Annotated in this window: 6 protein-coding genes; 1 reads left to right on the top strand and 5 read right to left on the bottom strand. The window is 51.4% G+C overall.

Going from position 1 to position 13,905, the window contains the following annotated elements; translation table 11 throughout:
• Positions 1–12: 12 nt before the first annotated feature.
• From C7T94_RS08670 to C7T94_RS08650, 5 genes are read right to left on the bottom strand one after another with little or no spacing between them, the layout of a single operon-like run.
• On the bottom strand, positions 13–1,518 hold the full coding sequence (locus C7T94_RS08670; protein ID WP_107214978.1) for an alpha-L-fucosidase: 1,506 nt from the start codon (positions 1,516–1,518) through the stop codon (positions 13–15).
• 1 nt (position 1,519) lies between these two features.
• The gene (locus C7T94_RS08665) at positions 1,520–3,082 is read right to left on the bottom strand and encodes a sulfatase family protein (RefSeq protein WP_107214977.1); all 1,563 of its coding nucleotides are present in this window, start codon (positions 3,080–3,082) and stop codon (positions 1,520–1,522) included.
• Positions 3,079–4,737: a beta-N-acetylhexosaminidase gene (locus C7T94_RS08660; protein WP_162618620.1), complete on the bottom strand. Its 1,659-nt coding sequence runs from the start codon at positions 4,735–4,737 to the stop codon at positions 3,079–3,081. The genes C7T94_RS08665 and C7T94_RS08660 overlap by 4 nt, the downstream gene beginning before the upstream one ends.
• A 16-nt stretch (positions 4,738–4,753) precedes the next feature.
• Positions 4,754–6,490: a RagB/SusD family nutrient uptake outer membrane protein gene (locus tag C7T94_RS08655; protein WP_107214975.1), complete on the bottom strand. Its 1,737-nt coding sequence runs from the start codon at positions 6,488–6,490 to the stop codon at positions 4,754–4,756.
• 8 nt (positions 6,491–6,498) lie between these two features.
• Entirely contained in the window at positions 6,499–9,672 is a 3,174-nt protein-coding gene (locus C7T94_RS08650; RefSeq protein WP_204353250.1) for a SusC/RagA family TonB-linked outer membrane protein, read from the bottom strand.
• 252 nt (positions 9,673–9,924) lie between these two features.
• On the opposite strand from C7T94_RS08650, the gene C7T94_RS08645 reads away from it, so the two are divergent.
• Positions 9,925–13,872 (top strand): hybrid sensor histidine kinase/response regulator transcription factor, encoded by a 3,948-nt coding sequence (locus C7T94_RS08645; RefSeq protein WP_107214974.1) that lies wholly within the window; start codon positions 9,925–9,927, stop codon positions 13,870–13,872.
• The last annotated feature ends 33 nt before the right edge of the window (positions 13,873–13,905 follow it).

The raw sequence follows: 13,905 nt of genomic DNA, 5'->3' as shown, positions 1-13,905 counted from the left end.
CAGGAGGGCATGTTATTTCGCCTGCTTAAACAGGCCGAACGCTGCTAACGTTGGGTTAAGCCTGGAAGAAAGAATGCTGATCCTGACGCGGTCTGTGGTAACCGGCGCAAAGGTGAGCAGCCGTTTGTACCCAACCGTTGTGCCGCTGGTGAGTTCTGTCCATTTCCCTTTATCAAGATAGTGCACTGCAAACTTTTCAATCCGCTGCCCCACGGCTATATTTTCCTGCATCATCACCACATCAAAAGTACGGGCAACAGGCAGTTTAAAGTCGAGCACCGCCGCCGTGTCGGTTCCGGCGGTCGTCCAATATGTGGAATAACGACTGTCGAGCAGGGCCTTTGTGTTTTTTCCATTTGGCGAGCTGATCTTGGCACCGGCAGCCAGATTCGTTTTAAAAGTTGCCGTGCGCAGCCGCGCCCATTCCAGCAAAGAGGCTTCATCGCTTTTGCTGATCAGTCCCCGGGTGTCTGGCGGGATGTTGAGCAACAGCACCCCGTTTTTACCTACCGAATTGTAGTAAATGTCCAGCAGTTTTTCGGGCGACTTGACCTTACTGTCTTCGGCGGGATGGTAAAACCAGCCCGGGCGGATTGAGACATCCGTTTCGGCCGGATACCACACCAGGCCTTTCGCGCCAATAAGCTTGTCCCGGCTGCCAATGTCTTTTCCCTTGATGAAACCAGACGGTTTGGTGTTCATTTCTTTTTGCGAATCTGCCGAAATCAGGTCCTGCGACAAGTTGTTCGCCGGCAACACACTCCATTCGGTATCGCGGCCGTAGCCCGTTTCTGTACCTACCCAGCGAACGTCGGGCCCCATGACAGCAATGGTGGCCTGTGGCTGCAGTTTCCTGATGTGCGCATACCAGCGGTCAAAATCATATTCTTGTTTTTTACCGTTGGGGCCTTCCCCGTTCGCGCCGTCAAACCAGACCTCATCTACCTTGCCATAACCGGTCAGCAACTCGGTCAGCTGGTCTATAAAAAGATCGTTGTAGGCGGGGGTGCCGTAAACGGCTGCGTTCATGTCCCATGGGGAGAGGTAAATGCCAAAGCCCATGTTGTATTTTTTGCATGCTTCGGCCACTTCCCGGACCACATCGCCATTGCCCGCTTTCCAGGGGCTGCTTTTAACCGAGTGGGCTGTTGTTTTGGTTGGCCAGAGGCAAAACCCATCGTGGTGTTTGGCTGTAAGAATAACCTGCCTGATGCCTGCCGCCCTGGCAATCCGCACCCATTGGTCGGCGTCAAGCTGGCTTGGATTAAAAATTTCAGGGCTTTCTTTTCCCGTTCCCCATTCCCTGTTGGTAAACGTGTTGACTCCGAAATGAAAGAATGCGGTCAGTTCCAGTTTTTGCCATTTCAACTGCCGTGGAGAAGGCGTGATCCGTGCAGCAGTACGGACAATCTCAGCCTCGGTTGCTCCCTGTGGAATAATGGCATAGTTCTGCTGCGCAAAAGTGTTTCCGGAAATAGCCAGCAGTAAGCCGGCGGTCACTTTAGATATAACTTTCATACTAATTCAGTTTACCGGTGGCCGTTAAGATCTGTAATGCATCCTGGTCATCGAACTTATTAATTTCTGCACGTAACTGTTGTTTCAGGCCAGCTGTTATTGCCTGGTATCCAGCTTTGCCATACAGGTTGTGCATTTCCTGCGGATCCTTTTGCAGGTCGTATAGTTCCCAGCCGGAAACCCGTTTGTAGAACCTGATCAGCTTGTACCGTTTTGTACGGATACCGAAATGTGGCGAAACGGAATGTTCCCCGTTTTCATAATAATGGTAATAGAGAACCTGCCGGCCCTTATCCGCTTTGTTTTTTAAGGCAGGCAGCATCGACATGCCCTGCATATCGGCCGGAACATCTATTCCTGCTGCCTGGAGCAGGGTCGGCGCAATGTCAAGGTTCATGACAAAACGGTCAGACACCGAACCGGCAGGGACCTGTCCGGGGTAACGCATCACCATGGGCGTACGGAACGACTCTTCATAAATCCAGCGTTTATCAAACCAGCCGTGTTCGCCCATATAAAAACCCTGGTCAGAGAGGTAAATAACGATGGTGTTTTCGCGCAGGCCATGCGTATCGATGTAATCCATCGTGCGGCCTATATTCCGGTCAAGCGAAGCCGCTGTGCTCAGGTAGTCGCGCATGTAACGCTGAAATTTCCACTCGGTCAGTGCTTTACCTTTCAGGTTAAGCCGCTTCAGCTCGGCTTCGATGGGTTTATAATAACCGTCTATCTTTGCGCGTTGTGCGGCGTTCATCCGGCTGAAACTCGCATCGGCATTTTTGCGTTCATCAGAACCGAACATTTTGAGATCATAGCCCATCAGCATGGTTTTTTCGATAGACATATCCTGTACCGCTGCTGCCTTGCGGTTGTCATAACTGTCGTAAAAGTTGGCTGGCAGCGGGAACTTCTTGTCGTCGAATTTACCGAGGTCGGCGGTATCCGGCAGCCACACACGGTGGGTTGCCTTGTGACCAATGACCAGGCAAAACGGTTTGGATGGATCTCTTTTTTCCAGCCACTGTTCAGATGCATCGGTAACAAGATTGGTCACATAACCTTCCATTTTCTTTTTACTGCCGTCCATCATGTTGAAGTCGGGATTGTAATAATGCCCCTGATCTGGCAGGATCTGCCAGTAGTCGAAACCCTGCGGTTTACTTTCCAGGTGCCATTTGCCGATCCAGGCGGTTTGGTAGCCCCCTCTTTGCAGGCGCTTGGCGAAAGAATCCTGGTCGCCATTAAAGACCGAACTTTCATTGTCCTTGAAGCCGTTCTTGTGGCTGTATTTACCGGTCAGGATTACCGCCCGGCTCGGGCCGCAGATCGAATTGGTCACATATGCCTTGTTAAAACGGACACCCTCCCTGGCAATCCGGTCAATACCCGGCGTCGGCATCATGTTGCTGCCATAAGCCCCGATGGTCTGGTAGGCATGGTCGTCAGAAATGATGATGACAATATTGGGCCGTTTGGTGGCGGTAGCCGCCGGTTGCACCTGGGCGCACAACAGCGAACCCGTGTGCGCTAACAGGATGATCAGAATACTTTTAAACAGGTTCATTTTACTGGTAAATTATCATAAACGAGGGGGACAGCGGTAAACACACTCCGGCCGGCCGCACCCAGCCTTTTGGAATGAAAGTAAAGCTTTTTATTAAACTGCTGCCAGTCTTTTAATGGTTTTGGCGTCCACAGGCTTTCTGACAGGGCAAGCATGCGCGGCAGCGCCATCTCCTCTACGCCCTTCATCGAACCGATAAACTCGGTCCAGATGCAGGCCTGGGCGCCGATGATGAAGGCGGCTTCGGTTGTGTTCAGCTCTGCAGGCACCGGATCATAATCATACACATCTTTCAGTGTATTGATCGAAAATTTAGCGGCGAGCGGCTGCTGGTAGGCCAGCGTATCTGCCTGGTAGCGGTTAAAATAAAGTGGTTTGACGGGCGCCATGACCACCGGGTGGTGCATTTTTGCTGCCTTAATACCGCCTTCCTCGCCTCGCCAGCTCATTACCGTCGCATCAGGAGCGAGACCTCCCTCGAGGATTTCGTCCCAGCCAAGCAACTTTCGGTTATTTGCCGTCAGGAACCGCCCAATGCGTTTTATAAAATAACTCTGAAGGCCGTGCTCGTCTTTCAACCCTTCGGTGCGGATGCGGCGCTGGCAGTTGGTACATTTTTTCCAGCCGGTTTTGTTCACTTCGTCACCACCAATATGAATGTACTGGCCGGGAAAGACATCCATCACCTCCTTCAATACCTGCTGCAGAAATTCAAAGCTGTGCTCTTTGCCTGCGCAGTAGTTGGCGAGCGCCTCGGGCTGACCGCCAAAAGAGCTTCTTACCTCCTGCTGCAAACCTGTACAGGACAATTCGGGATAGGCCGCAAGGGCAGCATCAGAATGGCCCGGCATTTCGATCTCGGGCACAACGGTAACGTTTTTTGCAGCGGCATAACGCACAACCTCGCGCGCCTGTTCCTGCGTGTAATAACCCCCATAACGAAACGTATCAGCCGGCAGTGTCTGCTTGCTTTTGTAAAAAACGCTCCCGGGAATTTCCTTTCGCCAGGCACCAATGCCCGTCAACTTCGGATACTTTTTGATCTCCAGCCGCCAGCCTTCTGAATCGGTCAGGTGCCAGTGAAAGACGTTCATTTTATACATGGCCAGCAGGTCAATGTAACTTTTCACCGCCTCGACAGAGAAAAAATGCCGGCTTACATCGAGCATCATGCCCCGCCATTTAAAGCGGGGATAATCGGTAATGTTGAGCAGCGGCAGCCGGATGGCTTCGTTGGTACGGTTTGCAGGCATCAGCTGGAAGAGCGTTTGGAGGGCATAAAAAGCGCCCTTATCGCTGTTCGCAGCGACTGTGATGCCCGATGCATCGATGCGCAGGCGATAACCTTCGTCACCAAGCAGCTGATCAGCCCCGATCAGCAGCCTGATCTGACTTTGAGACTTATTGCCTGTATTCTTTAAACGGAACCCTGAAACAGATGCAACAACATTGGTCAGATAAGCTGCCTGCCTGGACAGTGCCCTGTTTTTAGCATCGAAATAGATGCTGGCGTTTTTAGCCAGGATAAAATGACCTTCACCCATTTCCATTCTAACGGGTTCTGGAATGATCTTAACCTGGGCTGAGGCTGTACCGGTCAAGTGCAAGAACAGGCAACCGAACAGGATCGTGTGAAAGGCTTTTGTTATTCTCATAAATGCTGTTACGGACCTAGTAGCCATAATTCTGCTGATCTGCCGACAGGCCTTCGTTGGTATTCAGTTCATTTTGGGGAATGGGCAGCAGCAGGTTCTTCCGCAGTAATTCAGGGCTGTTAGGCAGCATCCGCTCCCTGAATGGGGTATTGTTGTTGCTGGCCGCAGCCGAAGCGACAAACGCCTTGGTCAGGTGGTGGTTGTTGTGCCGGTCTACCACCAGTTTCAGGTAGTCAACCCCGCGACGCCGTACATCGACATACATTTCATACTCCCCTGCCAGCTCGAACAGCCGTTCGTTAAAGATCAGGGTTCGCAGCTCATTCTGCGGAACAGCGGCAGTCAGGTTTTTCGGATAAACGGAAGGCGTTGTTCCCGAGTTGCGCGCGCGGGTCAGGACCAGGTTCATATACTCGCGGGCCTTCGCGTTGTTGTTCAGTTCATTTTCCACTTCTGCCATGAGCAGCAGAAAATCCGCATACCGGAAAATCATCGCGTGTTTGTTGCTGTTCTGGGCAGTCGAGTTGACATCCATGGCCTTGATAAAATAGGGCCAGCCCTGGTGGTCGCCGTTTCGGTCTACATAGGCGGCCTTCATTGCCGGTGAAATTTCATCCACTTTCGGGTTGGTAGGATCGGCCAGTGCCGCATAGCGAACCGAATCAATGGCCGTTGCATTCACACCCCCCGGACCGGAAAGATATGGATACGAGAACATGCGGAAGTTGTTTGTCTTCGACTGCACATAGGTTGCGGCGATGCTCAGCTTCAGCCGCGGATCATCCGGATAGGTACCCCTGAACTGATCGTAAAACGCCTTCGATACCTTCACGCGGCCCCAGCTGATGCCAGTTGTGGTGTTAGACGGTGCAAAGAGCCAGTTTCCCCGGTTGCCTACATAGGTTGATACCGAAGAAAAGTTCAGCTGGAAGATCGACTCCGGTGAATTGCTCACGCTGTTGGCAAAGAGCGATCCGAATTTTGGGGCAAGCGCATAATTACCCTGTTCAATGACCCGGTCGCCCATTTGTTTGGCCTTTGCCCAGTAAGGAGAAGTGCTCACGTTCTCCTGGCTGCCAAGCATCCAGTACAATTTGGCAAGGTAGGCGAACGCGGCATATTTAGTCGCTTTCCCTGCTGCGGCGGCACCCAATTGTTCTTTTGTGGCCAGGTTTTCGGCAGCTTCAAGCCAGTCCTTTTCAACCTGGGCATACACCTCCTGGCGTGTTGCCCTGCCTTTAGCGATACTGGCCGATGTTGTCGGCTCCAGGCGCAGCGGTACACCGCCAAATACGTTAGCCAGGTTGAAATAACATAAGGCGCGTAAAAATTTGGCTTCGGCAATGGCCTGTTTCTTATAGGCCGTGCCGAGCTGGCTTTGCTCCAGGCTGCTGATGAAGTAATTGCATTCGCCGATCACTTTGTACCAGCCCGACCAGATCATCGACACGGTACCGTTTGTGGCTGGTACATTCAGCGAAGCAAACATGTCCTGATCCTGGCCGTTGGTCTGTGCCCAGCCCAGGCCAGAGCCTCCAACCATGATTTCCGGCACTCCCTGACCATAGGCATTGTATGTGGTCATGTATCCATAGCAGCCTGCCAGTGCCAGGTTGGCTGTGCTTTCTGTTTCAAATGCGGTTTTGCTGTTGATCGAATACCGGGGGTCTTCGTCGAGGGCTTTTTTGCAGGAAGCCGACGTGAGGGCCAGGGCCACCAGGCCCATGTATGTGATGCGTGTTAAATTTTTCATGACAATCGTTAAAAAGTAATGTTAAGACCCAATACGAACTGGCGGGGATTTGAAAAGGAGTTCAGGTCGATACTCGGCCTCAGGCCATCGAAAGGGAACGTTCTCATCTCCGGATCATAACCGGAATAATCAGTGATCAGAAAAGCGTTTTTTACCGAAGCGAACATGTTCACGTTCCCGAGTTTATTGTTAAAGGTTTTGCCGGGCAGCGTATAAGCAAGGGTAATGTCACTGCAGCGCAGAAAACTTGCGTCTTCGACATACCGGTCGTAAATGACATTCTGCAGTACGCTGTTGATACCAGGATACAGGTTCGAGGGTGCCGATGGCCGCCAGGCACCCAGGTAAGCAGCACTGATCATGTTACCGGTTTGCTGTGAGGGCGTCTGCTCGTAGCGCACATTGCCATTTAATACATCTCCGCCGCTTACTCCGTAAAATGATGCCGAGAACCGAAGCCGTTTGTACTCCAGGGCCGTCTGAAAACCGTAGTTGAAATCTGGGTTCGGGTCGCCGATAATGGTCCTGTCATTTACATTGATGACGCCATCGCCATTAACATCTACAACTTTGATGTTCCCTGCCGACTGGTTGAAAATGCTTGAAGCAGGAACCGTCTCCCCGGCCTGAATGATACCGTTGGTCTTGTAACCAAAGAAAAGACCCGGTGCTTTGCCCATGATGAAGATGTTCGCGGGACCGAAATGGTCGCCGATCGAATTGCCCAGGTAAGCCCTGTACATCTCGCTGCCAAACTGCGTTACCGGCAGGCCGAGTTCGATGATTCTGGCCCTGTTGATTCCGATGTTTCCTGAAATGCTCCAGTTGAAGTCCTCATTCCTGATCAGCTCTGAAGAAAGTGACAGTTCAATCCCGCGGTTGCTGAGTGCGCCCTGGTTCATCGTGATGGCGCCAAAAGCGGTTGAGCTTGGCAGGTTTTTTTCAATCAGCAGGTCGCTGGTCTCTTTATAATAGGCGTCGAGCGTTCCGGTGAGCCTGCCCTTCCAGAATCCGAAATCGATACCGGCATTGTAAGCGGTCGTCGTTTCCCACTTCAGGTCGCTGTTCTGCAGGTTGCTGACGGCAATGGCCATTGCCCTGACGCCCATAGCGGTAGCGTAATCAATGGTTTGGCTGTAGTTGTAAAAACTGTTGTAGGGCGAGATCGACTGGCTGCCGGTTTTGCCGTAGCCAAGGCGCACCTTAAGTTGGTCCAACCAGCTCGCTTCTTTGAGCCAGGCTTCCTGGTCTGCCCGCCAGGCCAGCGCAAAAGAAGGGAACAGGGCCCAGCGGTTCTCTTTTTTGAATTTGCTGCTGCCATCAGCCCTCGCGGTTATTGTAGCCAGGTATTTGCCGTCAAGAAATGACAGGTTTAACCTGGTCAGGTAAGACAGGAGCTGGTAGTCACGCTGCATCGGCTGCAGTTCGTTGATGATCGAGGCCATGTGAAGCCCATTGGTGCGCAGGTTCTTAAACTGGAAATTGGTTCCGGTGGTTGAATGGCTCAGCCAGTTGTAGTCATCGTAAGTAACACCTACTGTCGCGTTCACCGTAACGAGCTTTTTGATTTCGCCTGTGTAGTTGACCAGGTTTTCCAGGGTGTAATTATTGTTGTTCAGTTTGCTAAGTCCGAGAAGCCCGTTATTATTTAGTCCCTGAAATAACTGCACGCCATACCACCGCGCACGGTCCTGGATCATTATGTTTCCACCTCCGCGCACGTTATAAGAAAAATTCCTGGAAATTTTCCAGGTTAGATCTGCGGCTGCCCGCGCGGATTTTTCGTCGGTCAGGTCATCATAATCGTTGAGCCATGACAGCGTTGTCGTCCTATTTTCTTCGTTATTGAGCAGAAAGGGATCGTCGGCCGGAATTTCGAAGGGCGCAGAATCGATTGCCGTTCTGGAAATGGAGCCAGTTGCTCCACCGCGCGAGTTGCCCCCGCTCATCATGTTGTTCTTTTTCAGGGCACCGCTTAACGAAGCATTGAAGGTAAGTTTCGGAGACAGGTTGCCGCTCAGGTTGAGCCGCATACCCGTTTGTTTCAAACCTGTTTGCTTCACGAGACCCTGTATATCTTTGTGGTCTGCCGACAGGTAATATTTAAGTTTGCTTTCGCCGCCGCTTACCGAGAGTTCATAATTCTGGGAGAACGCATTTCTGTAAATTTCTTTTTGCCAGTTCCGCTCTGTGACCGCGCGGAATGTAGCGGGATTGGCGGCATCATATATTTGACCCGAAAACACGTACCGCGTCTCGTCGCCAACCTGGTAAAATTGCTTTTCGGCCGTGCCGGCGCGTTCATTGCGAAAAGCGGCATATTCTGACAGGCTTAGCATATCACGCAGGTTCGTAGCCTGCGCCGTAGTAAAATTCGTCCGGAGATTGATGGCTGGCTTACCCTGTTTGCCTTTTTTAGTCGTAATGATGATGACACCATTGGCACCCCTCGACCCATAGATTGCGGTCGCAGAGGCGTCTTTCAGGATTTGAATATCCTCGATATCAGCCGGGCTCAGGCTTGTTAACGGATTTTGCGGGATCTGGAAATCGCCTCCGCCAAGTGCGCTTGCAGGCATTGAGCCTGTAGACGCCTGTGGAATGTTGTCAATGATATACAGCGGCTGGTTGTCGCCCCGGAGTGAGTTGGCACCGCGAATGGTCACGGATGAAGCTGCTCCCGGGGCAGCCACCGACCCTGAAACGGCGACGCCGGCAATTTTGCCCTGCATCAGGTTCTCAACAGATAATGATTTCGATGCATCATTTGCCTCGGGTTTAAGGGAAGCAATGGCGCCCGTCACGTCCGATTTTTTTACGGTTCCGTAACCGATCACGACAACGTTATCCAGGGTGTTGTTCTGCTCGTTTAGCGTAATGTTTACAACAGTTTTGCCGGCAAGCGGAATTTGCTGGGTTTCAAACCCGGTGTAGCTGACCTTTAAAATATCAGTCGCCGCCGCCGACTGGATGCTGAAATTTCCATCGCCATCGGTGGTTGTATAACGGGATGTTCCTACAATCTGCAGGGTTGCGCCGACTACAGCGTTTTTCGTCCCATCTGTTACCTTGCCTTTTACAACACGGGTTTGTGCTGCGGCCAGGTGCGGCAGCAACAACCAAACGGTAAATGCAACAAAATACGATAGCCGGGATAGATGCATGGTAATACTACCTTTCATAATAATTTTATTTGGTTAAAGTCTGTTTGATTGCACGCCGGAAGCGGGGCGCCTCCGGGTGCTTGTTTTCCCTAACCAAATGTAGGGCGGCCGCCAACCGACGGGTGTTCACTCCTGTCTGAAATTGCTCCGAAATTGTCTGAAATTCGATGCAACGCGGCATCGTGATGCCATTTCAGGCAAGCATAAACCTGTTAGCGGTATGTTTACACCCGCCGTTGCTTATCTTTATCTCCTGTAATTATAGACAGCTTGGCAAAATTCAAACTTAGAACAACCTGTTTGTTCCTTGCGCTTTCTTTCCTGTGTTACCTGGCACCGGCCGGGGCCAACCAGGGCTACACATTCAAGCAACTATCGCTGAGCGAAGGATTGACGCAGTCGACTGTACGCTGTATGCTGAACGACCGGAACGGTTTCATCTGGATCGGTACGAAATCGGGCCTGAACCGGTTCGACCGGTACAGCCTGAAAAGTTACGTGTACCGGAAAAATAATCCCAACAGCATTCCGGGCAACCAGATCAGTTTCATCATGGAAGACCGGCGGGGTACCATTTGGGTGGGCACTGAAAATGGCCTGGCCGTTTATGACCCCGTTAAAGACAATTTTAAGGTAATCAGGCATAGAAACCGTCCTTTGTTGGCCCGCTCCGCACTGGAGTTGCCTCATGCCGTTCTGTTCGGCGGCGACGGCACGCTCTATGCGTACGCGTTTGCTGACGGAAAAGTCCGGCCTTTACCTGTTACCATACGCGAAAAAAGCGACGATGCCTTTACAGGCATGAAACTGTGGCATGACCAGACTGTTGTTTTATATACCCGCCGAAATGGAATATGGACGTATGATGCCCGGAACCGCCTGCTTTTACGCTTTACGGCTATCGCCGAAAAGGAAATCATGGCCGTACATGTAGACGAGCGCCAGCAGCTGTGGGTTGCGCCTTACGGGCAGGGTATCAGGGCTTACAGCAGGCAGGGCAAAACGCTTGTTCATTACAACACGCGTAACTCGGCGATCAGCAGCGATGTAGTGCTTGATATCATTGGTCTTAAGGGCCAGTTGTGGATTGCCACTGATGGCGGCGGCATCAATATCTTTGACCTGCAAAGCAGGAATTTTTCGGTCCTCAAACACATACCTGGTAACGCCACGTCCTTTCCTGAAAATTCGATCCTGAGCCTTTACCATGACAAGGAAGACAATCTCTGGGCAGGAAGCGTCAGGGGCGGATTGATTTCCATCCGCAAAGCGTTTATCAACACCTATAAGGATGCCCCCCTGGGCAGCGTTTATGGGCTTAGTGAAAAAACGGTGCTTAGTACCTGTGAAGACAAGTCAGGCGTGTTGTGGGTCGGAACAGACGGCGGGGGCATTAACCGTTTCGATCCTGTTCACTTTACAGTTCGCCACTATCCGGCTACGTTTGGCTTCAAAATCGCATCCGTAACAAACTACGATTCGGACCACCTGCTTATTTCGGCCTTCAGCAAAGGGCTATATCTTTTCAACAAAGCAGCAGGTACAGTACGGCCTTTTCATGATGGGCAGATCAACCCCAGGGGTGCAACCATCCGGTCTTCGGGGATCGCGGTGAATGTAAACAGGGTATCTGAAAACGACCTTTACCTTTTTACGGGCGATATCTTCCACTACAACATTGCTTCAGGTGTTTTTTCAAAGGTTAACTTTAAGCATGACCGGCGCGTTTACAGCTCCCTCCTGAAGATTGCTTCGAACAGGCAATACACTTATTTCTTTAGCTCGTACGGAATTTTTGAGCTGCACCATGCCAGCAACCGGGTCAGGACAATCCTGACCGTTCCGGCCAATGAAAACCCCATTACGGCCGTGGCGAGAGACAGGCGCGGGATTTTCTGGATCGGCAACCGCGACGGACTTATGCGTTTTGATCCGGCAACGAACGTAACGAAGCAGGTGGGAACCAGCCTGTTCGACGAGGTTTCGGCGCTGGTCGCCGACAGTGCGGGTAAGCTCTGGATCGGCGCACAGAACATGGTGTTTCTGTACGTCTCGCAGCAAAACAAATTTGCCGCCTTCGGCGAGTCTGACGGCGTGATCCCAAATGAATTTCTCTTCAAGCCCTCTCTTGTTGCTTCAAGCGGAGACGTATACCTGGGTGGCGTGAAGGGACTCCTGCATATTAAAAAAGACATTCCCTCCGTTACGGCCGACCCACCCGCCATCAGCCTGATGAGCCTTGAACTGAACGGTGTTCCTTTACCGGAAAATGTAAGGGCACAGCCGAATCATATCAGTATTCCATGGAACCACAGCTCTTTGGTGATCAAAGTCATGGCCCGGGAAAAGGACGTTTTCAGAAAAAAAATGTTCCGGTACCAGATCAGCGGTCTGCGCAGCCAGGTCATTGAGACCTACAATCATCAGCTTGCCCTCGGCTCCCTGCCGCCAGGTAACTACCGGATCCTGGTATCCTGCAGCCTGAGAAATGGCGGCTGGAGCAACTATGCAGAAGTGCTTAAGGTTGATGTAAATCCGCCCTGGTTCAGAAGCTTCTGGTTTATTGCTTTGGTTCTGTTTATCGTCGCCGCCGCTGTCGTTCTGCTGTACCGCACCGCCATCGCCAAGAGAGAACGAAAATTGCAATGGGACATGAAGGAACACGAGCAAAAGAGCTATGAGGCCAGGATACGCTTCCTGATTCACATCAGTCATGAACTGAGAACACCCTTAACACTTATTTATTCGCCTTTGCAACGATTGCTTCGCCAGCAAGACATGGACGTAGAACTGAAACGGAAGCTCGCGGGCGTCTACAAACAGGCGGGACACATGAAAGAAATGATCGACATGGTGCTCGATGTGCGGAAAATAGAACTTGGACAGGAACGGTTGAACCTGCAGCGGCTGCAGCTGAACAACTGGGTCAGAAAGATAACCGAGAATTTTGAAACAGAGTTTGAGGACAGGAGGATACGCATGATCTACCGGTTTGACGAATCGATCACCTCAGCTGTTTTTGATGATAAAAAATGTGCGCTGGTTCTGACCAACCTGCTTGCCAACGCTTTAAAATTCAGCGAAGCCAATACGAACCTGACCATCAGCACAGCACAAGCCGGCGGTTTTTTCAGGGTTGCAGTTACCGACGAGGGCATCGGGCTGGACCATGTAGATGTAAACCAGTTGTTCAGGCCGTTTTACCAGGGGGTGCACCATGAACATGGAAGCGGAATTGGCCTTTCTTTTTCGAAAATCCTGGTCGAAATGCACGGCGGACGCATTGGCGCAACACCGAATAAAAACAAGGGCGCAACGTTTTATTTTGAGCTGCCCGCCAGCCTGGAGCCGGATCATGCTTCGGCCGAAATGCCCGCAGCTGCTGTGCGTAACCTCGATGTCATCAGCCAGTCGCCTGTAATTCAACAATTTGAGACGGCCGGCCACACGTTGCTGATCGTCGAAGACCAGTCTGAGCTGCGTACTTTCCTGGTTGAAAGCCTTAAGCCCTATTTTGCTTCAGTCTATGACGCTGCGGACGGGTTGGAGGCACTTGATCTTGTAACCAGCCACGGCCCCGATATCGTGGTAAGCGATGTCATGATGCCTGGAATAGACGGCTTCGAGTTATGCAAACGACTGAAAAATGATATCCAGGTGAGCCACATTCCCATTGTATTGCTGACCACCCAGGGAGACGCGGACAGCCGGAACCTTGGATATAAACTGGGTGCTGACGCCTATGTGGCAAAACCCTTTGAGCTAGATTTCCTGCAAACACTATTGGAAAACCTGCTGAGAAACCGGGAAGCTGTAAAGGCCAGGTATAAAAGTTCAGCGCTGTTTACCGCACCCCAAGACGGAACGTTTAGCCGGGCGGATGAAGAATTTATGCGTAAACTGAATGACCTCATTACGAACAACCTGGATAATGAACAGCTGCATGTGGAGTTTTTAACCGATAAAATGGCCATGAGCCGGGCAACGCTCTATAGCAAACTGAAAAACATAGCCGACATCGGCGTAAACGATTACATCAACAAATTCAGGCTCGAGAAAGCCGCCTACCTGCTGGTACATACTGATAAGAGTATTATGGATATTGCAGACGCTGTGGGCTTTTCGAACCAACGATATTTCAGCACTGTGTTTAAGCAGGTCTACCAAACTACGCCCACTCATTACAGGCAGAAGAACACAGTCAGGCAAGAAAAATAGAAGGGGCCGGAATAGATCCCTAAGCCCCTACCG

Source organism: Pedobacter yulinensis, assembly GCF_003029735.1.
Lineage (GTDB): Bacteria > Bacteroidota > Bacteroidia > Sphingobacteriales > Sphingobacteriaceae > Pedobacter > Pedobacter yulinensis.
The sequence above is the reverse complement of the archived record's forward strand: the minus strand, read 5'-3'. Positions and strand labels throughout refer to the sequence as shown.

What these genes read in the sequence shown, in the direction of transcription:
- C7T94_RS08650 (WP_204353250.1), bottom strand. Translation starts at nt 9,672, where the DNA reads ATGAAAGGTAGTATTACCATGCATCTATCCCGGCTATCGTATTTTGTT.
- C7T94_RS08665 (WP_107214977.1), bottom strand. Translation starts at nt 3,082, where the DNA reads ATGAACCTGTTTAAAAGTATTCTGATCATCCTGTTAGCGCACACGGGT.
- C7T94_RS08655 (WP_107214975.1), bottom strand. Translation starts at nt 6,490, where the DNA reads ATGAAAAATTTAACACGCATCACATACATGGGCCTGGTGGCCCTGGCC.
- C7T94_RS08660 (WP_162618620.1), bottom strand. Translation starts at nt 4,737, where the DNA reads ATGAGAATAACAAAAGCCTTTCACACGATCCTGTTCGGTTGCCTGTTC.
- C7T94_RS08670 (WP_107214978.1), bottom strand. Translation starts at nt 1,518, where the DNA reads ATGAAAGTTATATCTAAAGTGACCGCCGGCTTACTGCTGGCTATTTCC.